The organism is Sinomonas gamaensis, from assembly GCF_005876955.1.
Classification (GTDB): Bacteria; Actinomycetota; Actinomycetes; order Actinomycetales; family Micrococcaceae; genus Sinomonas; species Sinomonas gamaensis.
The window spans coordinates 516,203-539,867 of sequence record NZ_SSCL01000001.1; the positions used below are offsets into that span (position 1 = coordinate 516,203).

Annotated in this window: 20 protein-coding genes and 1 pseudogene; 12 read left to right on the forward strand and 9 right to left on the reverse strand. The window is 67.1% G+C overall.

Annotation, left to right across the window (positions count from 1 at the left end; translation table 11 throughout):
* Window positions 1-12: 12 nt before the first annotated feature.
* Window positions 13-2,265: a glycogen debranching protein GlgX gene (gene glgX / locus E5679_RS02420; RefSeq protein ID WP_138413465.1), complete on the reverse strand. Its 2,253-nt coding sequence runs from the start codon at window positions 2,263-2,265 to the stop codon at window positions 13-15.
* A 136-nt stretch (window positions 2,266-2,401) separates the two neighbouring features.
* On the opposite strand from glgX, the gene E5679_RS02425 reads away from it, so the two are divergent.
* Together E5679_RS02425 and E5679_RS02430 are read left to right on the forward strand one after the other, a co-directional pair.
* On the forward strand, window positions 2,402-3,451 hold the full coding sequence (locus E5679_RS02425; protein WP_138413466.1) for a glucose 1-dehydrogenase: 1,050 nt from the start codon (window positions 2,402-2,404) through the stop codon (window positions 3,449-3,451).
* Between the two features lie 3 nt (window positions 3,452-3,454).
* Window positions 3,455-5,257: a glycoside hydrolase family 15 protein gene (locus E5679_RS02430; protein ID WP_138413467.1), complete on the forward strand. Its 1,803-nt coding sequence runs from the start codon at window positions 3,455-3,457 to the stop codon at window positions 5,255-5,257.
* Between the two features lie 15 nt (window positions 5,258-5,272).
* Here the strand turns inward: E5679_RS02430 and E5679_RS02435 are convergent, their stop codons facing one another.
* Window positions 5,273-6,997: an alpha-amylase family protein gene (locus E5679_RS02435; RefSeq protein ID WP_138413468.1), complete on the reverse strand. Its 1,725-nt coding sequence runs from the start codon at window positions 6,995-6,997 to the stop codon at window positions 5,273-5,275.
* A gap of 40 nt (window positions 6,998-7,037) precedes the next feature.
* Window positions 7,038-7,601, reverse strand: coding sequence for an AMIN-like domain-containing (lipo)protein (locus E5679_RS02440; RefSeq protein ID WP_249335889.1), 564 nt, complete (start codon window positions 7,599-7,601; stop codon window positions 7,038-7,040).
* A 285-nt stretch (window positions 7,602-7,886) separates the two neighbouring features.
* Between E5679_RS02440 and E5679_RS02445 the strand changes: the two genes are divergently transcribed.
* The gene (locus tag E5679_RS02445; RefSeq protein WP_138413469.1) at window positions 7,887-8,960 is read left to right on the forward strand and encodes an aromatic acid exporter family protein; all 1,074 of its coding nucleotides are present in this window, start codon (window positions 7,887-7,889) and stop codon (window positions 8,958-8,960) included.
* A 3-nt stretch (window positions 8,961-8,963) separates the two neighbouring features.
* On the opposite strand, the gene E5679_RS02450 is transcribed toward E5679_RS02445, so the two are convergent.
* Window positions 8,964-9,998 (reverse strand): NAD-dependent epimerase/dehydratase family protein, encoded by a 1,035-nt coding sequence (locus tag E5679_RS02450; RefSeq protein WP_138413470.1) that lies wholly within the window; start codon window positions 9,996-9,998, stop codon window positions 8,964-8,966.
* Between the two features lie 112 nt (window positions 9,999-10,110).
* Here E5679_RS02450 and E5679_RS02455 point away from each other — a divergent pair, with 112 nt between their 5' ends.
* The 4 genes from E5679_RS02455 to E5679_RS02470 are packed head-to-tail and all read left to right on the forward strand — an operon-like array spanning window position 10,111 to window position 12,759.
* Window positions 10,111-10,680: a hemerythrin domain-containing protein gene (locus tag E5679_RS02455; protein WP_138413471.1), complete on the forward strand. Its 570-nt coding sequence runs from the start codon at window positions 10,111-10,113 to the stop codon at window positions 10,678-10,680.
* 8 nt (window positions 10,681-10,688) lie between these two features.
* A complete protein-coding gene (locus tag E5679_RS02460; protein WP_138413472.1) occupies window positions 10,689-11,186 on the forward strand; it encodes a DedA family protein in 498 nt (165 codons plus the stop codon).
* Window positions 11,183-12,019 carry a thioesterase family protein gene (locus tag E5679_RS02465; RefSeq protein WP_138413473.1) on the forward strand — a complete coding sequence of 279 codons (837 nt, stop codon included), beginning with the start codon at window positions 11,183-11,185 and terminating at the stop codon, window positions 12,017-12,019. The genes E5679_RS02460 and E5679_RS02465 overlap by 4 nt, the downstream gene beginning before the upstream one ends.
* On the forward strand, window positions 12,019-12,759 hold the full coding sequence (locus E5679_RS02470) for a lipoate--protein ligase family protein (RefSeq protein ID WP_420821029.1): 741 nt from the start codon (window positions 12,019-12,021) through the stop codon (window positions 12,757-12,759). Before E5679_RS02465 ends, E5679_RS02470 begins: the two co-directional genes overlap by 1 nt.
* 311 nt (window positions 12,760-13,070) lie before the next feature.
* Here the strand turns inward: E5679_RS02470 and E5679_RS02480 are convergent, their stop codons facing one another.
* From E5679_RS02480 to E5679_RS02500, 5 genes are all read right to left on the reverse strand, one after another.
* Entirely contained in the window at window positions 13,071-13,700 is a 630-nt protein-coding gene (locus tag E5679_RS02480; RefSeq protein ID WP_138413475.1) for an MBL fold metallo-hydrolase, read from the reverse strand.
* The gene (locus tag E5679_RS02485; RefSeq protein ID WP_138413476.1) at window positions 13,700-14,794 is read right to left on the reverse strand and encodes an S-(hydroxymethyl)mycothiol dehydrogenase; all 1,095 of its coding nucleotides are present in this window, start codon (window positions 14,792-14,794) and stop codon (window positions 13,700-13,702) included. Before E5679_RS02485 ends, E5679_RS02480 begins: the two co-directional genes overlap by 1 nt.
* A gap of 108 nt (window positions 14,795-14,902) precedes the next feature.
* Window positions 14,903-15,163: a mycoredoxin gene (locus tag E5679_RS02490; RefSeq protein ID WP_138413477.1), complete on the reverse strand. Its 261-nt coding sequence runs from the start codon at window positions 15,161-15,163 to the stop codon at window positions 14,903-14,905.
* An 89-nt stretch (window positions 15,164-15,252) separates the two neighbouring features.
* Window positions 15,253-15,663 (reverse strand): VOC family protein, encoded by a 411-nt coding sequence (locus tag E5679_RS02495; protein ID WP_138413478.1) that lies wholly within the window; start codon window positions 15,661-15,663, stop codon window positions 15,253-15,255.
* Between the two features lie 10 nt (window positions 15,664-15,673).
* Entirely contained in the window at window positions 15,674-16,429 is a 756-nt protein-coding gene (locus E5679_RS02500; RefSeq protein ID WP_338055878.1) for an SOS response-associated peptidase, read from the reverse strand.
* 64 nt (window positions 16,430-16,493) lie between these two features.
* Between E5679_RS02500 and E5679_RS02505 the strand changes: the two genes are divergently transcribed.
* From E5679_RS02505 to E5679_RS02525, 5 genes and pseudogenes are all read left to right on the forward strand, one after another.
* Window positions 16,494-19,925, forward strand: a complete 3,432-nt coding sequence (locus tag E5679_RS02505) for a DNA polymerase III subunit alpha (RefSeq protein WP_249335891.1) — start codon at window positions 16,494-16,496, stop codon at window positions 19,923-19,925.
* Between the two features lie 100 nt (window positions 19,926-20,025).
* Entirely contained in the window at window positions 20,026-22,047 is a 2,022-nt protein-coding gene (gene thrS / locus E5679_RS02510) for a threonine--tRNA ligase (protein ID WP_138413481.1), read from the forward strand.
* Between the two features lie 52 nt (window positions 22,048-22,099).
* Window positions 22,100-22,735, forward strand: coding sequence for an HIT family protein (locus tag E5679_RS02515; protein WP_249335908.1), 636 nt, complete (start codon window positions 22,100-22,102; stop codon window positions 22,733-22,735).
* Window positions 22,725-23,345: a phosphatidylinositol phosphate synthase gene (gene pgsA / locus E5679_RS02520; protein WP_138413482.1), complete on the forward strand. Its 621-nt coding sequence runs from the start codon at window positions 22,725-22,727 to the stop codon at window positions 23,343-23,345. The genes E5679_RS02515 and pgsA overlap by 11 nt, the downstream gene beginning before the upstream one ends.
* Window positions 23,346-23,541: 196 nt before the next feature.
* Window positions 23,542-23,665, forward strand: a pseudogene (locus E5679_RS02525) (pyridoxal 5'-phosphate synthase lyase subunit PdxS); the annotation flags it as partial.

Genomic DNA, 23,665 nt, shown 5'->3' on the forward strand with positions numbered 1-23,665 from the left:
AATCCGAATCTCTCAGAGGAACAAACCGGGGGGCCCAGGTGAGTGGCCAGAAGTTTGCAGGCTCTGCAAGTTTACAGTATCTGCAAGGAGGCGTCGTGCCGCGGATCGACCAGATGTGAGCATGGCCACCGACGCCGCCGCGGAGCGATCGGGATGACTGGTCGGGGGCAGGTAGGCGCGCAGGATGATCACCGATTTCTCGGAGACGGCGAGCTGCTCGCCCGCTGCGTGCCGCGACTCTTCGACCAGCACCCCGGCGGTGTCGAGAACCAGCTCCCATTCCGGGCTGTACTCCTCCCCGGGCAGGGTGAACGTTGCCGAATGGCTGTTCGAGTTGAAGCAGAGGAGGAAATTGACGTCCTCGATCGGACGGCCACGGGAGTCCTTGCCGATTCCTCCGCCGTTGTAGAAGACCGCGATTGCCCGCGCGAGTTCTTCATCCCAGTTGCTCGGCAGCATGGGGGAACCGTCCAGATTGAGCCAGACGATATCCGGAAGGGGATCTCCGACGCCGCGCTCGACGGGACGGCCTTGGAAGAAGCGATTGCGCCGAAACGTGGGATGGCGCTGCCGTAGCCGACTGACCGCGGACGTGAACTCCACGAGAGGCAGGTCCGCGCCCTCCCAGTCCACCCACGTCAAGTCGGAATCCTGACAGTAGGCGTTGTTGTTGCCGAGCTGGGATCGGCTGAGCTCGTCTCCATGCAGGAGCATCGGCACTCCCTGGGAGAGCATCAAGGTGGCGATGAAATTCCTCTGCTGGCGGGCGCGCAGCGCGAGAATTGCTTCGTCATCAGTAGCGCCTTCATGACCGCAGTTCCACGAACGGTTGTAGGACTCGCCGTCCATATTGCTTTCGCCATTGGCCTCATTGTGTTTTTCGTTGTAGGAGACGAGATCGCGAAGAGTGAAGCCATCGTGGGCGGTCACGAAATTCACTGAGGCAACAGGCCGCCTTCCCGAGGATTCGTAGAGGTCGGCTGAACCGGCGAGCCGAGATGCGAATTCCCCGAGTGTCGCGGGCGCACCCCGCCAGAAGTCGCGGACTGCGTCGCGATATTTTCCATTCCACTCGGTCCAGAGGGGCGGAAAATTGCCCACCTGATAACCGCCGGGTCCGACGTCCCACGGCTCGGCGATGAGTTTCACCTGTGAGACCACAGGATCCTGCTGCACCAGGTCGAAGAAGCTCGCCAGCCGGTCCACGTCGTAGAACTCCCGCGCAAGCGTCGCGGCCAAGTCGAAGCGGAAACCGTCCACGTGCATGTCGGTCACCCAATATCGCAGCGAGTCCATGAGCAGCTGCAGTGCGTGTGGGTGGCGGACGTTCACGGTGTTGCCCGTCCCCGTGTAGTCGGCGTAGAACTGCGGATCTTCTGCGAGGCGATAGAACGCGCGGTTGTCGATCCCTTTGAAGGACAGCGTCGGACCGAGGTGATTTCCCTCGGCCGTGTGGTTGTACACCACGTCGAGAATGACTTCGATCCCTGCGGAGTGCAGGGATCGCACCATGGCCTTGAACTCCTGCACTTGGAGGCCCGGTTCGTGGGTGGAGCTGTAGCCGTTGTGGGGCGCCAGAAAGCCGATGGTGCTGTAGCCCCAGTAGTTCGCAAGCCCCCGAGACTGCAGCTGGCTGTCGTTGACGAACTGATGGACCGGCATGAGTTCGACGGCGGTGACCCCGAGTTTGAGGAGGTGCTCGATGATCGCCGGGTGGGCCATTCCGGCATAGGTGCCACGCTGCTCTTCCGGGACGTCCGGATGGAGTTTCGTGAGGCCTTTGACATGCGCCTCGTAGATGAGGGAGTCGCTATAGGGAATTCCGGGGCGCTTGTCGCCCTGCCAATCGAAGAACGGGCTGATGACCACGGAGCGCATGGTGAAAGGCGCGGAATCCGTGCTGTTGAGGGATGCAGGATCGCCGAAGTTGTAGGAGAACATGGCCTGGTCCCATCGGATGTCGCCCGCGAGCGCTTTGGCATACGGGTCCATGAGCAGCTTCGCCGGATTGCACCGGAGGCCCTGCGACGGGTCGTAGGGACCGTGGACGCGGAAGCCATACATCTGCCCTGGGAGGACGTGGGGCAAGTAGCAGTGCCAGACGAAGGCATCGACCGATTCGAGCGGAATCCGGAGCTCGGTTCCGGCGTCCTGAAAGAGGCAGAGTTCCACGCGGGTGGCGACTTCGCTGAAGATCGCAAAGTTCGTGCCGCTGCCGTCGTAGGTGGCCCCGAGGGGATAGGGGGTGCCGCTCCAGACTTCCACACGCTTCTGGTCCCCAGACTCGAGTAGGGACAAACGGCTAGGGCGTCGGACGCTGGGGAAATGCTGACAATAGCGTTTCTTCGAGGGGTGGCAGGGGAGTAGCTGAGCGTCGAGAATCTGAATTCAAGGAGGACGCGTGAAGGCACTGACGGTCAAGCCCGGCACGAAGGACTCATTGGAACTGATCGATTTCGATGAACCGCGCGAAGCCGACGGAAGTGTTCTGGTCGAATCCCTGGCGGTGGGCCTGTGCGGTACCGATGCGGAGATCATCCGGGCTGAATACGGCGAGGCCCCTCCGGGCGAGGACCGGCTCGTCCTGGGGCATGAGAACCTCGGCCGCGTGCTGTCCGCGCCGGAAGGTTCGGGGCTCTCGGAGGGCGATCTCGTCGTCGGCATTGTCCGCCGGCCAGACCCCGAGCCGTGCCCTGCCTGCGCCCAGGGACAGTGGGACATGTGCACGACCGGCCGTTATACCGAACACGGCATCAAGGGGCTGCACGGTTTCGCGCGGGAGCGGTACCGCACAGAGCCCGACGCGGTGGTGAAGCTCGATTCCGCTCTCTCGAATGTGGGCGTCCTCCTCGAGCCCACCACCATCGTGGCCAAGGCCTGGCAGCACGCCGAATCGATCGGGCAGCGTGCCTTCTTCGATCCCACGACGGCGGTGGTGACCGGGGCCGGTCCGGTCGGGCTGCTCGCGGCCCTCCTGGGGGCGCAGCGCGGTCTGGACGTCCACGTCTTCGACGTGGTGAAGGACGGCCCCAAGCCGCAGCTCGTGCAGAGCCTCGGCGCCACGTATCACACCGAGAGCCTGACCGAGTCGGGTGTCCTCGCCGACGTCCTCATCGAATGCACGGGCGTTCCCTCCGTCGTCATGGAGACCATCACCGTCCACGCCCTCAATGCGGTCACCTGCCTCACCGGCGTGTCGTCCACGGGGAAGAAGCTGCCGGTCGACGTCGGCGCGGCCAACCGGGAGGCCGTGCTCGGCAACGACGTGGTGTTCGGCAGCGTCAACGCCAACCGCGGACACTATGAGGCCGCAGCCAAGGCGCTCAAGGAGGCAGATGCCGAGTGGCTTGAACGTCTCATCACACGCCGCGTCGCCCTCTCCGACTTCGACAAGGCGTTCGAGCGTCAGCCCACCGATGTCAAGGTCGTCCTCGAGGTCAAGGAGGCCTGAGGCATGGGCCGAATCGAGGACTACGCCATCATCGGCGACCTTCACACGGCTGCGCTCGTGGGGAAGGATGGGTCGATCGACTGGCTGTGCCTGCCGAACTTCGACTCGCCCGCGTGCTTCGCGGCGCTGCTCGACGAGCCCAAGGCCGGCAGATGGCTGCTTGCCCCCGAGACGGGCGGCAACTGCACGAGGCGCTGGTACCGGCCGGACACCCTTGTCCTCGAGACCGAGTGGGAGACCGAGCAGGGCCAAGTCCGCATCATCGACTTCATGCCGCCGAGGGACGGCGTCGCCGACGTCGTGCGCATCGTGGAGGGCCTCCGCGGTTCCGTGAAGATGCACAGCCAGCTCATCCTGAGGTTTGACTACGGGCACATCGTCCCCTGGGTCCGCAGGAACCACACCGGCATGCACGCCGTTGCGGGCCCGGATTCCGTGTACGTGAGCAGCACGGCACCGCTCCACGGCGAGCACATGCGCACCGTGAGCGAGTTCACGGTGACCGAGGGCGAGCGTGTCCCCTTCGTGCTGACGTGGGCGCCCAGCCACGAGCCCCGGCCACGCGACGTCGATGCCGAAGAGGTCCTCGCGGGCACCATGTCCTATTGGAAGGAGTGGAGTTCGCGGACCAACGCGACCGGCCGGCACAGAGACGCGATCCAGCGCTCGCTCATCACGCTCAAGGCCCTCACCTACATGCCCACCGGGGGCATCGTGGCAGCGGTCACCACGTCGCTCCCCGAGCAGATTGGCGGCCCCCGGAACTGGGACTACCGCTACTGCTGGCTGAGAGACGCAACGTGGACGCTGCAGTCTCTCATGGCTGCGGGCTACACCGACGAGGCAGCCGCTTGGCGGGACTGGCTCCTGCGCGCCGTGGCCGGAGACCCTGCGGACCTGCAGATCATGTATTCCCTCCACGGGGCGCGCAGGCTCCCCGAGACGGAACTGGACTGGCTGTCCGGGTTCGAGGGATCGAAACCAGTGCGCATGGGGAACGCGGCGGCCGGCCAGTTCCAACTGGATGTCTGGGGCGAGGTCCTCGACGGCCTGGCCCTGACTCGGAACGCCCTCCTGAAGGACGGCGACGAGTCCTGGGACCTCCAGACGGCGATCATGGAGCACCTCGAGAAGATCTGGGACCAGCCGGACAACGGGCTCTGGGAGATGAGAGGCCCGCGACGTCACTTCACCCACTCCAAAGTCATGGCGTGGGTCGCCGCGGACCGCATGGCCAAGGGCGTCAGGGAATCGGGGCTGCGCGGCCCGGCGGACCGATGGGAGGACCTTCGCGACAGGATCCGCGCCGACGTCATGGAACGGGGCTTCGACAAGGAGAGGAACACCTTCGTCCAGTCCTACGACAGCAAGGAGCTCGACGCGAGCCTGCTGCTGATCCCGCGCGTGGGCTTCCTCCCGCACGACGACCCCCGGGTCATCGGAACGATCGAGGCCATCCGGCGCGAGCTCACTCAGGACGGTTTCGTGCTCCGCTACCGGCCAGAGGACAGCGAGGACGGTCTTCCCGGCAAGGAGGGGGTGTTCCTCGCGTGTTCGTTCTGGCTCGTGGACGCACTCCTCGGTGCCGGGCGAACGGACGAAGCCACCGAGCTCTTCGAACGGCTGGTGGACCTCCGGAACGACGTGGGATTGTTCAGCGAGGAATGGGACCCAAGTGCCAAGCGGCAGCTCGGGAACACCCCTCAGGCCTTCAGCCATTTCGCCTTCATCAACACGGCCCTCCAGCTCCACCAGGGCAAGGCCCGCCACAGCAACGCGCCCCTGCACGGGCACGGCCAGGAATAGCCGACCGCAAGCGAGTCAGAGCATACGGCGCTGCCCCGGGCGCTGGATCCGCAGCCAAGCGTGTCCGTAGCCTTCGATCGGCACCTCGACTCGGCCGTCGTCGCCCACCGGAATACCGTCGTCGGGGTAGATGCCCGAGCGCAGCAGATCCAACAGCACGGTGCCAGCCCACGATCCATCGTCTGCGTCGAGCCCCGTCTGCGGCTGGCCGAGGCGCAGGGGAACGGTCGCGGCATCGGGGGAGAGGTTGTGCACGGCGAGCATGCTCGCGTCCTCCCACGTGACGCGATGGGCCAGCACGGAGTCCACGTCGTGGTCCAAGATCTCGTGCGCACCCCAGCCGAGCTCGGGACATTCGCGGTAGCGCTGCGCAAGCCGCATGATGAAGGCCAGGAGCGAGTCGGGGTCGCGGCGGGCCGCCGCGACGTTCACATAGCGTGGCCCGTAACTTCCCTGGGGTACTTGGCTCACCAGCTTTTTCGGGGGCGCGGTGGAGAAGCCGGCGCCGGGCTCAGACGTCCACTGCATGGGAGTCCTGACCGCCATGCGTCCCTCCGCCGAGAGGTCCTCGCCCATGCCGATCTCCTCGCCGTAGTACAGCACTGGCGTGCCGGGCAGCGTGAAGAGGAGCGAATACACCAAGCGGATCCGGCGCGGATCGCCGTCGAGCATCGGCGGAACGCGACGCTTGAGGCCACGGCCGAAGACCTGCATTTCCGGCTCCGGCCCAAAGGCCGCGAACACCTCGCCGCGTTCCTCCCCAGTCAGCTTGTCCAAGGTCAACTCGTCGTGGTTTCGGACGAACGTCGCCCACTGATTGTCAGGCGGCAGCGGAGGGCGATCCCGGAGCGCCTTCGCAAGGGGCCGAGCGTCGTGCCGGGCCAACGACAGGTACATGTTCTGCATCGCGACGAAGTCGAACATCATGGTCAGCTCGTCCCCATCCGCACCGCCGAAATACTCCACCTGCTCCTTGTACGGCAGATTCACTTCCCCGAGCAGTACCGAGTCACCCGCGCGGCGTCCCATGAACCTCCGCAGGGCCCGGAGATAGTCGTGGGGATTGTGGAACTTCTCGAGCTCGTCTTTCCTGACGCCCTCCATTGAGAGGAAATAGGGCACGGCATCTACCCGGAACCCGCTGATCCCGAGGTGCAGCCAGAACCCGATCGCCTTTGCGATCTCGTCGCGGACCCGCGGATTCGCGACATTGAGGTCGGGCTGATGCTTGTAGAAGTGGTGGAGATACCACTCGCCGGTCTTGTCATCGAACGTCCAGATCGACTTCTCCTGGTCCGGGAAGACCACTTCCTTCGAGGTGTCCGGCGGGGGATCCGAGCGCCACACGTAGAAGTCCCTGAACGGATTGTCCTTCGAGGAGCGTGCGGCCTTGAACCAGGGATGCTGGTCGGAGGTGTGGTTGACCACCAGATCCACGATCACCCGCAACCCGCGGTCTTGGGCCATGCGGATGAACTCCACGAGGTCTCCGTGGTGGCCGAGCCGGGGATCTACGCCGAAGAAGTCGGTGATGTCATACCCGTCGTCCCGATGGGGCGTCGGATAGAACGGCATGAGCCACACGCAGGTCACCCCGAGCTCGGCGATGTAGTCGACGCGCTCAGCAAGTCCGGCCAGATCACCGCAGCCGTCTCCGTTGGAGTCGAAGAACGTCTCGACGTCGAGGCAGTAGATGATCCCTGTCTTCCACCAGAGGTCCGAAGTATCGGTGATCCGCATGGAAGGCTTTTAGCAGGCCGAGCCCGGGGTGTCGAGGGTGCTACCAGCGATGGGCCACGTCGACGACCAGCCGTGAGCCGCCGTCGGGCCCGCCGAGGATGAAGACTCGGAACGGGAGGCGCGCACGGACGCCGACCCCAAGGCTCGTGTAGCCCTCGAAGGTTCCAGCCCAGGCAACCTGCCGGAACGTCGAGAAGCCGGCGACGTTGACCACCTCGGCCGGGTTGGCCGGGAGATAGGTGGGATGCCCACTCGAGTCGTAGGCGGGTGCGGTCACGGTGACCTGGAGGAAGGCACCGCCCCGCAGCGGCACAGCCGCCCCGCTTCCCTGCTGGGTGACCTGATCCACGTACCGGACGTTGTACCCGGCCACCTTGCCCTGCAGGTCGATGACGAGCCTGTCGAAGCAGCCGTGTCGTCCAGCGCGGACATTCTCGACAGTGGCCGCGGACATCGTCTGCACGGACTTGTCGAGCGACCCCCAGTGCGTGCCGCACGACGACGCTGCCGCCGCAGGAGCTGCCGCCGAGGCGGCGTCTGCCGCGGGCAGACCGAGGCAGAGGGAGATGAGCGCGGCTCCGAGAGCCGCAATTGTCTTGTTCATGATGGATCCCCGTGTTGATGGCCTCTGCAGGGTGCTTCGGCTCGAGTGGATGACGCGATCGTAGAGCCGGCGCGCAAGGCCCGGAATGGGGTTGCGCGCATTGCTCCCCAACCGTGAGGACGGTCGCGAAACGGGGGCCCAAAGACCAGCTCCGCGGTCACGGAAAGTTACTCGGCGGGCGTTACTGATTGGTTCGGGCGAGACCGCCGAGGCCGGACTGTGATCCCGATTCTGCTTCCCGCCGCCGATTGGCCCAACGCGGCAGTCGGATGCAAGGCTGGGGTGATGGCCATAGCAGGAAGTCTCCGGCCCGTCGTCAGCCGCAGCCGCCTCGGCCTCGCCGCCAAGACCGCCTTGGCCGCGGGACTCGCCTGGGCGCTTGCCCCCCTCGTTCCGGGCCCCGCCGCACACTACGCCTACTACGCGCCGCTCGGTGCCCTCGTCAGCATGTACCCCACAGTCGCGGACTCGGCGCGCCACGGCCTCCAGAGCCTCCTCGGCCTGGGCCTCGGCGTGGGGCTCGCGCTCGTCGTCGCAAATTTCACGCAGGCCAGCGCGCTCGCGGTCGCCGTCGTCGTCGGCCTCGGCGTGCTCATCGGAGGCCTGCCCAAGATGGGCGCCGCGAGCGACTGGGTTCCCATGGCAGCGCTGTTCGTGCTCGTCATCGGCGGCCAGAGCGCCGATACCTTCTCTCTCGCGTACGTGCTCCAGATGGCGATCGGCGTCGGCATCGGCTTCGCTGTCAACTGGCTGATCCTGCCCGCGCTCCACTTCGACGCGGTCACCTCCGCCTTCGGCAAGCTGCGCAGCGCGCTCGCCGGCCAGCTCGAGGACATGGCGAGCGCGATGACGGAGGAATGGCCGCCGGACCACAGCGATTGGGCGGAGCGGGACGCGTTGCTGGGGCGGACGGCCTCGGACGTGCGTCGCGCCGTACACCGGGCCGAGGAGAGCGCGCGGGCGAACCACCGTCGAAAGCGGCATCCGCGGGACCTCGCACAGGACCTGAAGCACCTTCGGGCGGTCGAACGGGTCACCTTCCAGGTGCAGGACATCACCGACGTGCTCTCCAGCGCGATCTGGGAGGAGCGGGCCGGGACCAGCGTGCCGCCGGATCTCGCGGACAGACTGGCGGGCGGCCTCGCCAGCACCGCTGCGCTGGTGCGCGGGTGGAACGACCCCGACCGGCTGTCAGAGCTTTTGGACGAGGCTCAGGCAGCGATCGACGACGTGAGTTCGGCCTTGCGGGTGGCGGCCGCTCGCGAGGCATCGGTCAACGCGACGGCATCGGTGGCCATGAGCCTGCGGCGGATCATCGGAATCGTGGGAAGGACTGCGGAATCCAAGACCGCGGCGTGACCCTCAGCTCTGCGCCCTCTGCTCCCCAGGCCGCAGCGCGGACGACGCGGGAACGCCTGAGGCCTCCTGCATCCCGCCGATCACCGCGGATACGGCCTCCTGAGAGGTGCGACGTGGCTTCCAGCCGAGCTCCGTTCGCGCCCGGGTGGTGTCCATAACCGGCACCTGCAGCGCCATATCGATCCAGCCCGGATCGCTGCGCTGGAGCCGCAGCTCCCAAGAAGCCCACACGAGGGCACGGAGCGCCGCTCCCGGAATCGGCACCGACCGCTTGGCTCCGACGACGGGAGGCAGCGTGGCAGGGTCGAGGACCGGTTCTGCGGCGATGTTGAACGCACCCTTCGCGCGGGATGCGAGAACCAGGGCGTAGGCCTCCGCCGCATCTTCGGAATGGACCGCCTGGAAGATCATCTGTCGCGGCATGGGCAGAACCGGCACGCGGACTCGGGCGATCTGCTGCGGAATGAACGGCCCCAGGAAGTATCGCCCCACCTCCGAGGCTTGGCCGGACTGGAAGATGAGGCCGGGGCGCAAACGGGCGACTGCCATGTTCGGGTGCGCGGCTTCGACGTCGTCCAGGAGCCGTTCGACCGCGGCCTTCTGCCGACTGTAGTGCGACGTGTGGAGCCCTCCCGTAGGCCAGTTCTCTGTGACGCGGCGATCCTTCGGGCCCGCGCTGTAGGCGCCGACCGAGGAGGCGTAGACGAGATGGCCTACGCCGGCGGCTGCTGCGGCTTCGAAGACCTGCCGGCTTCCTTCGACGTTGACGCGGTGGAGCGTGGACTCACGATGGTTGGGCTGGATGATCCATGCGAGATGGACGACGGCGTCACACCCCTCGAAGGCTTCTCTCAGCTTCGTGGGGGCGTCGGCGGATCCCACCTCGACCTCGTGCCACGTCGCATTCCGATACGGCTCCGCCGTGGCGTCGGGCGCCCGGCGGCCCACGCCGATGAGCTCGTGGCCGCCCGCCGCGGAGAGAACCCGCAGCAGGGCCGTACCGACATTTCCGCTGGCACCTACGATGGCGATGCGCATGTCCGCTCCTTTTCGAAATCGCTCTCCTCCCGTGCTCCTGCCCACTGGGGGAGCCAGGCAAGCAGACGCGCGAGCTCTGGTTCCTGTCGGACGCGTCGCCTAGAGTCGGCGCATGAGCGAGACGAACGCGGGACAGCGCCAAGATGTCGTGGACATCCTCACAGCCGACCACCAGGAAATGCTCGACCTCATCGCGGCCATCGAGGGGTCACCGGACTCCGCGCAGCGCCGGGATCTGGCGGACACTGTCATCGCTGAGGTCATGCGGCATGCAGTGGCCGAGGAGATGTACGTGTACCCGGCCGTCGAGGAGCACGTTCCGAACGGCAAGGAGGAGGTCGAGCACGACAAGCGCGAGCATCAGGAGATAGTCGAGCTCATGAAACGCCTTGAGGGCCTCGACGCCGCCGAGCCAGCCTTCCTTGACCTGGTCCACGAGTTCCAGGCCCAGCTGAGCCACCACGCGCATGACGAGGAGGCCGAGCAGTTTCCGAAGCTCCGCGAGCACATCCCGGGCGACAAGCTCGTGGAGCTCGGCGAGAAGGTGCAGGCGGCCAAGAAGCTCGCGCCGACACGCCCTCACCCGCACGCCCCGCATTCAGAGCTCTTCCACAAGACGATCGGGCCCGGCGTGGGCATGGTCGATCGCCTCCTGGATAAGCTCAAGGGCCGGCACGAGTAGGGTGAGAGGTGTCGCTGGATCAGATCCTTGAGCTGCCCTTCGAGGTTGCCGTAGCTGCCCTGTTCGTCGTGGTCTTCTGCCGGACGAACGCGATCTACTGGGTGGGCCGGGGTCTGTCGGCCGGCTATGGGCGGACTCGCCTTTCGAACCGCTGGAGCACCGAGAGGCTGGTTGGCGCCCGGCGCGTCATCGACCGATACGGGCCATTCGCCGTTGTCCTGACGTTCCTGACGGTCGGCTTGCAGACCGCGGTGAATTTCGCCGCGGGCGTTGGACGGATGCGCCTGCGCTACTACATCCCGGCCACGATCGTCGGGTCGACAGCCTGGGCGCTTCTCTACGCCACAGTGGGCCTCGCCGTGATGGACCTCATCTTCGACCAGGCTGCCGCGTCGCCGTGGGCCTGTGCGGTCGCCGCAGCGGTGGGTGGCGCCGTCGTCGTCCGCCTCGCCGTCTCGCGCCGCCGGCGCAAGCGCACAGCGGAGGCTACTAGGGTTGATGCGTGACTGAGACGGAGCAGGAGAGCGAGCCCCTCGAGCTCGCCCACGGCGACTTCTACTACGAACATCTGGGCTATGACGAGGTTCGCGGGGTGGACCGCTTCCGCTCCACGATCCACGTGCAGGGCGCGTGGAACGCCCATGAGCAGCACATGGCGCCCGCGTCCGGGCTGCTCGCCCACGCGCTCGAGCGCCATGACCCGCGCGAGGGGATGCGCATCGCCCGCATCAGCTACGAGATCCTCGGGCTCATCCACGCGGGCGAGTGCGAGGTCTCGACGAGCACGATTCGGCCGGGACGCACGATCGAGCTCATCCAGGCGGAGCTCTCCGCGAAGGGACGCGTCGCGATCCGGGCGACGGCCTGGCGCCTGATTCAGAGCGACACCACCTCCGTCGCCGCGTACGAGGATCCGCGGATCCCGCCCCGCGAGGAGTGCGAGCGCTGGGACGGCAGCACCGAATGGCCTGGCGGCTACATCCGTTCCCTCGAGATGTACTCGGCGCCGCATCATCGCTCAGGCAACGGAACAGTGTGGATCCGTACCCCTTACGCGCTCATCGACTCGGTCGAAAGCCCCGACTGGGTCCGCCTCATGGGCCTCGTCGACACCGCGAACGGCATCGCGACCCGCGTCCCGCCCGGCCCCGGAAGCTGGGCCTTCCCGAACGTGGACCTGCAGATCCACCTGTACAGGCAGCCGTCCGGAGAGTGGCTCGGGATCGACAACGCGGTGACGTTCGGCGCGGACGGTATTGGCCTCACCTCGTCGGTCCTGCACGACGACGAGGGTCCCTTCGGCCGCGCCGAGCAGATTCTCACGATTCGGCGGACGTAATGGTCGAATTGAAGGCGATCTGGAACGAGGGGCTCGTGCCCCCTCTCACCGTCATCGAGGAGGGGCCATCCGGGGACCCTGCCGGGCAGTTGGCGCGCGCAGCGGAGCTGCTCGACGAGGTGAAGCGAGGCCTCCGCGGCCCGACTCTACGTCTCTATCGGCCCGGGCCGACCATGGCGTTCGGCCAGCGGGACACGCGACTCCCCGGGTTTGAGGCCGCGCGTGAGGCTTCCCTCGCCCTTGGCTTCGAACCCGTGGTGCGGAAAGCCGGGGGGCGCGCTGCGGCCTACCACGAAGGCACCCTGATCGTCGACCATATCGAGCCCGCCGCCGAGGCTATGGTGGGGCACCGTCACCGTTTCGAGGTCTTCGGCGAGCTCTACGCGGAGGTGCTCCGAGGCCTCGGGGTGGACGCACGGGTCGGCGAGATCCCCGGAGAGTACTGCCCGGGGGAGTACAGCGTGCACGGCGTTCCGCGGGATGCCCCTCCCGTCAAGCTCGTCGGCACGGCGCAGCGTGTGGTCGCGGGGGCATGGCTGTTCTCCTCGGTGATAGTCGTCAGCGACGCCGCTCCTGTGAGGAAGGTCCTCACCGAGGTGTATCGGGCGCTTGAGTTGCCTTTCGAGCCCTCGACCGCCGGGGCCGCAGACGATCTGGTTCCCGAGCTCACCGTCGCCAGCGTTGAGCGGGCGCTTCTTGCGATGTACCGGGAGCGAGGCGCTCTGGCTCCGGGCGCCTAGGCTCCCCACCGTCGAGGTCGGGGCGGGTGGTGCCGAGGTCGGGGCGGGTGGTGCCGAGGTCGGGCCGGGTGGTGCCGAGGTCGGGGCGGGTGGTGCCGAGGTCGGGCCCTGCGGGTTAAGCGCGACGACGGGTGGCGACTTTCGAGAAGCCGCCACCCGTCGTCGTGCTCATGAAGACCCGACTTCGGCGGTGGGGGACCCGATGTCGGCGGTGGGGGACCCGATCTCGGCGGCACACCACCCGACTTCGGCGGCACACCACCCGACTTCGGCGGTGGGGGACCCGACTTCGGCGGGGGGAAAGGCGGGGGTCAGTGGCCCCGGTCGATCCAGTCCTGAAGGTGCGGCGCCTCGGCCCCGATCGACGTCGAGTCGCCGTGACCCGTGTTCACCACCGTCTCTGCCGGAAGCGTGAGGAGACGCTCGCGGATCGACTCGATGATGGTCGGGAAGTCGCTGTATGAGCGACCCGTCGCCCCGGGACCGCCCTGGAACAGGGTGTCACCGGTGAAGACCGTCGCCAGCTCGGGGGCATGGAAGCTGACCGAGCCGGGGGAGTGGCCGGGCGTGTGCAGTGCCACGAGCTCGGTGCCCCCCACAGCGAACCGGTGGCCATCTGCGATCTCGGCATCAGGCCGAGTGCCCGGGTAGACGGCCTCCCACAGCATCTGGTCGGCGGGGTGCAGGTGCACGGGGGCACCGACCTTGTCGGCGAATTCGCGGGCGTGGCGGATGTGGTCGTCGTGCCCGTGCGTGAGCAGGACGGCGGTGACAGTCCGGCCGGCCACGGCGTCGGCGATCTGGACGGCGTCGTGCGCAGGGTCGATCACGACGACTTCAGAGTCGTCGCCCACGATCCAGACGTTGTTGTCGACGTCCCACGTGCCCCCATCGAGGGAAAACGTCCCCGAAGTGACGAGGTGATCGATGCGGGCCGCCATCAGAGCTCCACCACCGAGCGCAGAACCTCGCCGCGGTGCATCTTCTCGAACGCGGCCTCAACATCGCCGAGGCCGATCCGTTCGGTGACGAAAGCGTCGAGCGGGAGGCGGCCGAGCTTGTACTGGTCCACGAGCATGGGGAAGTCGCGGCTGGGCAGGCAGTCGCCGTACCACGAGGACTTGAGGGACCCGCCGCGACCAAAGACGTCGAGGAGCGGCAGTTCGAGCGTCATCTCGGGCGTCGGCACACCGACGAGGACCACGCGGCCGGCGAGGTCGCGCGCGTAGAACGCCTGCTTGTACGTCTCCGGGCGTCCGACGGCGTCGATCACCACGTCGGCGCCGAAGCCGTTCGTGAGGTCGCGGACCGCCTCGACCGGGTCCTGCTCGCGGGAGACGACGCCGTGAGTCGCCCCGAGGCTCTTCGCGAGTTCGACCTTGGCGGGGTCGAGGTCGACGGCGATGATCGTCGTCGCGCCCGCGAGCTTGGCGCCCGCAATGGCCGCGATCCCCACACCGCCGCAGCCGATGACGGCCACTGACTCGCCGCGCTGGACTGCACCGGTGTTGATGGCGGCGCCGATGCCGGCCATGATGCCGCAGCCGAGGAGGCCGACGGCGGCGGGGTCGACGTCGTCGTCGATCTTGGTGCACTGGCCTGCGGCAACGAGGGTCTTCTCAGCGAAGGAGCCAATGCCGAGGGCAGGCGAAAGGGGCGTGCCGTCCTGGAGCGTCATCTTCTGCGTCGCGTTGTGCGTGGCGAAGCAGTACTGCGGCTGCCCCTTCTTGCACGCGCGGCACTGGCCGCAGACGGCGCGCCAGTTGAGGATGACGCGGTCGCCCGGCTTGATGTCAGTGACGTCGGGGCCGACAGCGCTCACGACGGCGGTGGATTCGTGGCCCAGCAAGTACGGGTAGTCGTTGCCGATGCCGCCGAGCTTGTAGTGGAGATCCGTGTGGCAGACCCCGCAGGTGAGGACGTCGACGAGAGCCTCGCCGGGTCCGGGATCGGGAACAAGGATCGTCTCGATGGTCGCGGGTGCGCCCTTCTCTCGGACGACGACTGCCTTGACCTCGTGGACGGTCTGGGACATGAAAAACCTCCGGTGTCTCCCCGACGAATGACTGAGCCATGATGCCCATGCCATCCTAGGGGAGGGCCACCGGAGGTGACATAAATCACATTCGATGTGGATCTCGGGTCAGACCCCCAGCTTCTCCTGAACCTGAGCGGCGGATGGATTGGTCGCAGCGCTGCCGTCGGGGAAGATGACCGTCGGCACGGTGCGGTTGCCGCCATTGAGCTTCTCGACGAGCTCCGCCGTGCCTTCGACCTCTTCGATGTTGACCTCGGTGTAGCCGATGCCCTTCGCATCCAGCTGCTTCTTCAGCCGGTTGCAGTAGCCGCACCAGGTGGTCGAGAACATCGTGACGGTGCCGTCGGCAGGGGTGAAGTCGTCCATGGGTGTGCTCCTCGGTGTTGGGTGTTTCCTCGGGTCCAACGGGCCCCGACATCCAAGTATTCCTGAAGCGCGGCGTGCACATCACGCCGTTAGCCGCGGTCTCCAGGTTCGAAGCCGATGAGCCAGTGGAGTCCGAAGCGGTCAATGACCTGCCCGTCCGAAGCACCCCACGGCCGCTCCTGCAGCTCGTCGACAACACTGCCGCCTGCTGCGAGACGCTCGAACCACGTCCGGAGCGTAGCCTGGTCGGAGGCGCCCAGGAGCGAGAGCATGAGCCCCTTCGTGCGGACCCCGCTCGAGCCGTTGTCGGCGTCAGCGCCGAAGAGGTCGACGACCCCGGTCAGGATGCCGTGGGCGATCGCGTCGCCCGGTTCGTCAGCGCGTCCGAACTGAGCGCGCGTGTAGAGGGTGAGTTCCCCGCCGAACACGTCCCGATAGAAGGTCAGGGCTTCGCGGGCGTTCCCCTCGAACAGGAGATAGGGGGTGGGCGGGGTCGACATGCTGTTCACCCTACTGGAAGAGGCTCTCCCGCCCGTTGGGTTCTGCCGGCTCGATGAGCTCGGGCCCGTTGTTCTGCACGCTGTTCACGAGATTGCTCACCACCCGCGGCATCAGGTGAGGCTCGGGCATGCTGTCGATGAGGCTGCGGACGTCGTCTTCGGAGGTGATCTCCGGGTTGAGCCAGTTGGCCCACAGATCCTTCGGCACGATGACGGGAGTGCGGTCGTGGATGTACCCCAAAGTGTCCGATGCCGGGCCGGTGATGATCGTGCACGTCCTGAGCCAGCGATCGGGGTGCCCTTGGGGAAGCGTGGGATCAGGCCAGTTCTCGAACAGTGCCGCGAATGCCAGGACGTCGTCGCCGGGGGCGTGGAGATAAGTGGGGATCTTCGTGACTTTGCCGTCGACCTCTTCCTTCTGCCACTCGAAGTAGCCGTCCGCGGGAACGAGGGCGCGCCGCTGAGCTGCAGCCTTTCGGAAGGAGGGCTTCTCGGTCACCGTCTCGCGCCGGGCGTTGATGAGCCGGGCGGCACCTTTCGTATCCTTCGACCAGGCCGGGACGAGACCCCAGCGGGCAGTCACGAGCTTGCGGGAGAGCTCCTTGGTCTCCTTGTCCCGCCGGTCGAGGACGATCGGCACCGGATCGGTAGGGGCCACGTTGTAGGACGGTTCGATGGTTTCGACGAGGGATTCGTTGACGTCGAACTCGGCCACGAGGTCCCCGACCGCACGCGCCATGACATACCTGCCACACATGGAGCCCATTATTGCCTGCGGCCTCGCTACACTGAAGTTCGAAGATATATTCGATTCAGGAGCGTTTTCGAACGTGGCGGAAGCTTTTACCCACCTGCACGCCTCAAGCGCCTTCAGCGCTCACTATGGCGTCTCGTGGCCCGGGGATCTCGTCGACGCGGCGGCTGCCGACGGCGCCTCTGCCCTCGCGTGCACGGACCGCGACGGCCTGTACGGGAGCGTGAAGCACGTCGCGGCGTGCGAGCGCGCGGGGATCGATCCCATCGTGGGCGTCGACCTCGCGGTGCTTGCGGAACCTGATCATGAAGGCAGCGAGCACGACGGCGGCACTCGCCCGGGTGCGCGCCGGACTCGGCGCGGTGCGGCTGGCATTGGGGGACGCGTCGTCGTCCTCGCGCAGGGGCGCAACGGCGGGGCGGGCTGGAAGGCGCTGTGCCGACTCGTCTCGGACGCCCACGCCGCCACGACGGGAAAGGCGAACAGCCCCGTTCCGGTCGGCGTGCTCCGTTCCGAGCTCGCCGCCCGATGCCTGGATCCGGACACGGGGCGCCCCGTCCTGACGGTCCTGATCGGCCCCGATTCGGACGTGGGGCGGGCGATGTCAGGCCGACGGTTCCTGCGTCCGCGCACGCTCTTCCGCGAGTGGCTCGAGGCGATGCCGGCGGGCGTGCTCGCCGTCGAACTCGTGACGCATCTGAGCGCCCCGGGCGAGCCGCTCAGCACGAGTCACGCGGTGAGGATGCTGCGCCTCGCGAGCGAGCACGGCGTGCCGGTGGTCCTCACCAACGCCGTCCGGTACCTCGATGCCGACGGGGCCGCGACAGCGGATGTGCTGGACGCTGCGCGCACGCTCACCCCGCTGGATCGCCTGCACGACGGTGAGGGCGGCGCGCCGGGAGCCGACGGACTGCATCCGACGGGGCAGGCCTGGCTCAAGCCGTCCGCGCTCATGCACACGGTGGGACGGGAGATCATCAGGGCGGCGGGGCTGGGTGGGCAGGACCTTGCGAACCTGCTGGGCAATACCGAGCGGATTGCGGACCGCTGTCGGCTGGATCCGGCGGGCGACCTCGGCTGGAAGCAGCCCGTCGTCCCAGAGGCCGCGGTGATCGGCATCGCAGGGGAACCGCTCCAGGAGCTGTCAGAACGTGCACGCGCAGGGATCTCGCGGCGCTTCCCGAGCCTCAGCGGCAAGGAGGAGGAGCAAGTCCTTCGGCGTCTGTCCCATGAGCTGCAGATCATCGGCAATCTCGGTTTCGCCTCCTACTTCCTCACCGTGGCAGAGGTCGCGGACATGATCCGCGGCATGGGCGTCCGCTCGGCAGCACGCGGCTCAGGCGCCTCGAGTCTGGTCAACTACTCCCTCGGGATCAGCCACGTCGATCCCCTGCGCCATGACCTCGTGTTCGAGCGGTTCCTCTCGCGCGACCGCTCGACCCTGCCCGACATTGACCTCGACGTCGAGAGCGCCGAGCGGCACTCCGTGTACCGGAAGATCTTCGAGCGCTTCGGCGCGGAGCGGGTCACGCTCATGAGCATGCAGAACGGCTACCGGGCCCGCGGCGCCGTCCGGGACGCGGGCCTCGCGCTCGGGCTGGACGACGAAGAAGTCGGCGACATCGCCAAGCAGCTGTGGCGTTTCTCCGCGAGCCAGTTCCGCGAGGCGCTCGCCGAGAAGCCGGAACTGCGCGACGTGGCCGGGCACGTGGGGAGGGACCAGCAGCTTGAACTCCTGGTGGACCTGACGGAGAGGCTCGACCGGCTCCCGCGGCATATCTCGATGCACCCCTGCGGCGTGATCCTCGGGGACGCTCGCCTGCTCGACCGGACGCCTGTGCAGCCGAGCGGCATGGGCCTGCCCATGAGCCAGTTCGACAAGCACGACATGGATGCGATGGGCATGCTCAAGCTGGACGTGCTCGGCGTGCGGATGCAGAGTTCGATGGCGTTCGCGGTCCGGGAGATCGAGCGGATCGACGGGACGAGCGTGGACCTCGACGCGGTACCGCTTGACGACGAGCCGACCTTCGAGCTCATCCGCTCGACCCATACGCTGGGATGCTTCCAGATCGAGTCCCCGGGGCAGCGCGAGCTCGTGGGCAAGCTCGCCCCGCGCACCTTCAACGACCTCATCATCGACATCTCGCTCTTCCGGCCCGGTCCCATGAAGTCGGACATGGTTCGGCCGTTCCTTGAGTACCGGCACGGCTTCGCGCCGGAGCGCTACCCGCACCCGGACATGAAGCCGTTCCTCGCCGAGACCCATGGCGTCACCGTGTTCCACGAGCAGGTGCTCCGCACGTTCGACCTCTTCACGGGCTGTGGGCTCGCCAAGGCCGACGAGCTCCGGCGCCAGCTGGGCGATGCGGCCCACGAGCTGGACGTCGAGGCTTTCTTCAGGGCGGGGGCGAAGGCCAAGGGCTACACCCCGGACGTCGTGGACCCCGTGTGGGCAACGCTCAAGGCCTTTGGAAGCTTCGGCTTCTGCAAGGCCCACGGGGCCGCGTTCGCCGTTCCCACCTACCAGTCGGCATGGCTCAAGGCCCATCACCCCGAGGCCTTCCTCGCGGGAATCTTCGAACACGACCCCGGGATGTACCCCAAGCGGCTCCTCGTGGCCGAGGCGCGCCGTATGGGAATCCCGATCCTGCCCGTCGACATCAACGCGAGCCGTGACGAATACCGCGTCGAGCGTCTCAGGTCGGGGCCCGAAGCAGGCAAGCTTGGCATCCGGCTGACGCTGAAGGGGATCTACGGGCTGTCCGACGCCGAGCTTCGCAGGATCGTCGCGGGCCAGCCCTACGCTTCGATCGCCGAGGTTCGGGATCGGGCGCGCCTGTCGAGGTCGTCCCTCCGCCGCCTCGCGGAGCTGGGCGCTTTCGATTCGCTCCATCGCGCCGCCGCGAGTCGCGGGAGTCGGGCGGACCTCGTGGCACATCTGGCCCAGCTCGCGCCTCCGTCGGCGCGGCGCGACCGGCCGATCGACGGGCAGCTCGCCCTCGAGATCGGCGACGTGGAGCTGGCGAATCTCCCAGCCGACCGCCCCGAACCGGCCCTCGAGGAGAGGGTGCGCCGCGAGCTGGACCTCATGGCAGTCGACGCGAGCGCGCACCTGATGGACACTCATCGAGGCCTCCTCGAGCGGCTCGGTGTGACGACGGCGGACCGGCTGCTGGAGCTCCGCAACGGAACCCAGGTGCTCGTGGCGGGGGTGCGCGTCGCGACACAGACGCCGCCGATGCGAGGCGGGAAACGTGTGGTGTTCATCAGCGTCGACGACGGCACAGGCTGCGTGGACTCGGTGTTCTTCAGCGAGGCCCAGGAGAAGGCCGGTCCGCTGCTGTTCGGGACGAGGCTCCTGCTGATACGGGGCACCACGCGCAGGACGGGGCCGCGGGGGTTGAGCCTGAGCGCGGACATGGCGTGGGACCTCGCCGAACTCGAGCGGGTGCTGGACCCCGATCACCCAGTTCTCCCCGAGCCGGGACCGCGACCGGCCGCTTAGCCTGCGCCAGGTCGAATCCGGTTCCGATAGTCTTGACGATGGCTGGCTGTGGTCCCCGTATGCCACAAGCTACGAAGCCGAAGAGGAACAGGAGACACCCGTGTCAGATGCCCAGCAGATCACCATTGTCGTCGACGGCGAGGAGCGTACCGTCGCGGCGGGCACCACGGGAGCCGAGCTCTTCGACGGAAGGCGCGAGATCGTCGTCGTCCGCGTCGATGGCGTGCTGAAAGATCTCGACCAGCCCATCCCCGGCGCAGCTGTTGTGGAGGGCGTGGACATCTCGTCGGAGGACGGGCTCAACGTCCTGCGGCACTCGACCGCCCACGTCATGGCGCAGGCCGTCCAGCAGCTCCGCCCCGACGCGAAGCTCGGCATCGGTCCCTACATCAAGGACGGCTTCTACTTCGACTTCGATGTCGAGGAGCCGTTCACTCCCGAGGATCTCCGCACCCTCGAGAAGATGATGCTCAAGATCGTCAACCAGAACCAGCTGTTCCGCCGCCGGGTCGTCACAGAGGTCGAGGCGGGGGCGGCGATGGCCAACGAGCCGTACAAGCTCATCATCCTCGGCTCCAAGGACAACCAGTCGGAGGGCGCCGCCAAGGAAGGGGCGAACGTCGAGGTCGGCGTCGGCGAGATCACCATCTACGACAACATCGACCGCAAGACGGGCGACGTCGTGTGGTGCGATCTGTGCCGCGGACCCCACCTTCCGAACACGAAGCTCATCTCCAACGCGTTTGCCCTCACCCGCTCGGCGGCCGCCTACTGGCTCGGGAGCGAGAAGAACAAGCAGCTCCAGCGCATCTACGGCACCGCGTGGCCTACGAAGGAAGCGCTCAAGGAGTACCAGAACCGCATCGCCGAGGCCGAGCGGCGCGACCACCGCAAGCTCGGGGCCGAACTCGACCTGTTCTCGTTCCCGGATGAGCTTGGCTCCGGCCTGCCGGTCTTCCACCCCAAGGGCGGCATCATCAAGCGGGAGATGGAGGACTACGTCCGCCGCCGGCACATCGAGGAGGGCTTCCAGTACGTCGGGACGCCGCACATCTCGAAGGACGGGCTCTTCCATACGTCGGGCCACCTCCCGTACTACGCGGACACGATGTTCCCGCCGCTGCACGTCGACGAGGAGCGCGACGAGGACGGGAACATCACGAAGCCCGGGCAGGACTATCGCCTCAAGGCGATGAACTGCCCCATGCACAACCTCATCTACCGCTCGCGCGGCCGCTCGTATCGAGAGCTGCCCATGCGGCTGTTCGAGTTCGGGCACGTGTACCGCTACGAGAAGTCCGGCGTGGTCCACGGCCTCACCCGTGTCCGCGGCTTCGCCCAGGACGATTCGCACTCGTATGTGACGAAGGAGCAGGCCCCGGACGAGGTCAAGCACCTCCTGAACTTCATCCTCTCGCTCCTGCGGGACTTCGGGCTCAACGACTTCTACCTCGAGCTCTCCACGCGCGACCCCGAGTCGGACAAGTTCATCGGCACGGACGAGCAGTGGGAAGAGGCCACTGCTGTCCTCGAGCGGGTGGCCCGCGAGACCGGTTTGGAGCTCGTGCCGGATCCTGGCGGCGCGGCGTACTACGGACCCAAGATCTCGGTGCAGGCCCGCGACGCGATCGGGCGCACCTGGCAGATGTCCACGGTCCAGTACGACTTCAACCAGCCAGCCCGCTTCGGGCTCGAGTACCAGGCTGCCGACGGTACCCGGCAGGAGCCAGTCATGATCCACGCCGCCAAGTTCGGCTCGATCGAGCGCTTCCTGGGGGTGCTCACGGAGCACTACGCCGGGGCCTTCCCCGCATGGCTGGCTCCCGTTCAGGTGGTCGCGATTCCGGTCGCCGAGGCGTTCAACGACTACCTGTACGACGTCGTGGATCGCCTCAAGAAGGAGGGGATCCGTGCCGAGGTGGACGCCTCGAGCGACCGCTTCCCGAAGAAGATCCGCACGGCGAGCAAGGACAAGGTCCCCTTCGTGCTGATCGCAGGCGGGGAGGACGCCGAGGCCGGGGCCGTGTCCTTCCGATTCCGCGACGGGAGCCAGGACAACGGCGTGCCGGTCGACGAGGCCGTGAAGCGGATCGTCGAGGCCGTCCGGACGAGGGCGCTCTGACGTGGCGGACTCCACAGGCGCCGAGGGCGAGCGGGCGCAACCGGCCGCGGGCATCGAAGCATCCGACAATGTCGAAGCCTCGGACCATGACGTGACGGATTCGTTCGAGCTGCCCGGGACCCCTGACGCCTTCGGGCGCCTGTGGACTCCGCACCGCATGGCGTACATCAAGGGCGGTCAGGGCCAGTACACGGACGAGACCTGCCCGTTCTGCGCCGCCCCGAGCCGCAGCGACGAGGAGTCGCTCATCGTGCACCGGGGCAGGACGTGCTTTGCGATCCTCAACCTCTACCCCTACAACCCGGGGCACCTTCTCATCTGCCCGTACCGCCACGTCGCGGACTACACGGACATCTCTCCCGAGGAGACCACGGAGATGGCCACCATGACGCAGACCGCCATGAGGGTCATCCGGCAGGTGTCGCGTCCACAGGGATTCAATCTGGGGATCAATCAGGGCAATGCCGGCGGCGCCGGGATTGCCGCGCACCTGCACCAGCACATCGTGCCCCGCTGGGGAGGCGACGGGAACTTCCTGCCCATCATCGCCCAGACGAAGCAGATCACGCAGACCCTCGATGAGACCCGCGGCCTCCTCGCCGAGGCGTGGCCGGCCGACGGCGATCAAGAGAGCGACGGCGATCAAGGGCTCGTGCGCGACGGCGGGAAGGCCGCGCGTGCTGAATAGACACGCAAGGGAGCTGTTCACCCGGCTGTTCTCGCCCTTGGCCCGCGTGCTCCTTCGGCTTGGCGTGTCCCCAGACGCGGTGACGCTCCTCGGCACAGCCGGGGTCAGCGCCTCGGCGCTCATCCTGTTCCCTCTCGGCCAACTCTTCTGGGGCGTCGTGGCGATCACGCTCTTCGTCTTCTCGGACGTCATGGACGGCATCATGGCCCGTCTGACGGACCGCAAGGGGCGGTGGGGCGGCTTCTTGGATTCCACCCTTGACCGGGTCCAAGACGATGCGATCTTCCTCGGCCTCGCTCTCTGGTTCTACGGCGGCGGGCATGACGGAGCGATCGGTGCCCTCGCCGTCGTCTGCATCCTGCTCGGCAACCTGGTCTCGTATGCGCGTGCTAAGGCTGAATCCCTCGGCTACCACGCGAATATCGGCATCGCCGAACGTGCGGAGCGTCTGGTTTCCGTCCTTGTGGTCGCGGGCCTCTGCGGCCTCGGGCTGCCGACGCCCTTCCTGTTCTGGACGCTTGCGGTGCTCGCCGCGGCCAGCGTCGTGACGGTGGTGCAGCGCGTCCTGACGGTCCGCAACCAGGCCAGAGCCGAGACGGGGACCGTTTAACTCGCTGTGCACCTGCCCAGCGCGCGTGCGAGCAGTCTGTCGGGAGGTCCGTCACATTGAGCCCTCTCCGGCGATAGACTGGGCATCTCCCCAAGATTTTCAGCACTCTTTGAGTAGCCAAGAGAAAGACGAGCACGTGTCTACTGAAGCAAACTCCTCGGCTCCGACCACTGGCAGTGACCGCGTCAAGCGCGGGATGGCGGAGATGCTCAAGGGCGGCGTCATCATGGACGTCGTCAACGTCGAGCAGGCGAAGATCGCCGAGGACGCCGGCGCCGTGGCCGTGATGGCCCTCGAGCGCGTCCCCGCGGACATCCGCG

Excerpts from the sequence above, each read along its gene's own strand:
- E5679_RS02430 (WP_138413467.1), top strand. The coding sequence starts at position 3,455 with ATGGGCCGAATCGAGGACTACGCCATCATCGGCGACCTTCACACGGCT.
- E5679_RS02435 (WP_138413468.1), bottom strand. The coding sequence starts at position 6,997 with ATGCGGATCACCGATACTTCGGACCTCTGGTGGAAGACAGGGATCATC.
- E5679_RS02440 (WP_249335889.1), bottom strand. The coding sequence starts at position 7,601 with ATGAACAAGACAATTGCGGCTCTCGGAGCCGCGCTCATCTCCCTCTGC.
- E5679_RS02445 (WP_138413469.1), top strand. The coding sequence starts at position 7,887 with ATGGCCATAGCAGGAAGTCTCCGGCCCGTCGTCAGCCGCAGCCGCCTC.
- E5679_RS02450 (WP_138413470.1), bottom strand. The coding sequence starts at position 9,998 with ATGCGCATCGCCATCGTAGGTGCCAGCGGAAATGTCGGTACGGCCCTG.
- E5679_RS02455 (WP_138413471.1), top strand. The coding sequence starts at position 10,111 with ATGAGCGAGACGAACGCGGGACAGCGCCAAGATGTCGTGGACATCCTC.
- E5679_RS02470 (WP_420821029.1), top strand. The coding sequence starts at position 12,019 with ATGGTCGAATTGAAGGCGATCTGGAACGAGGGGCTCGTGCCCCCTCTC.
- E5679_RS02480 (WP_138413475.1), bottom strand. The coding sequence starts at position 13,700 with ATGGCGGCCCGCATCGATCACCTCGTCACTTCGGGGACGTTTTCCCTC.
- E5679_RS02485 (WP_138413476.1), bottom strand. The coding sequence starts at position 14,794 with ATGTCCCAGACCGTCCACGAGGTCAAGGCAGTCGTCGTCCGAGAGAAG.
- E5679_RS02490 (WP_138413477.1), bottom strand. The coding sequence starts at position 15,163 with ATGGACGACTTCACCCCTGCCGACGGCACCGTCACGATGTTCTCGACC.
- E5679_RS02495 (WP_138413478.1), bottom strand. The coding sequence starts at position 15,663 with ATGTCGACCCCGCCCACCCCCTATCTCCTGTTCGAGGGGAACGCCCGC.
- E5679_RS02500 (WP_338055878.1), bottom strand. The coding sequence starts at position 16,429 with ATGGGCTCCATGTGTGGCAGGTATGTCATGGCGCGTGCGGTCGGGGAC.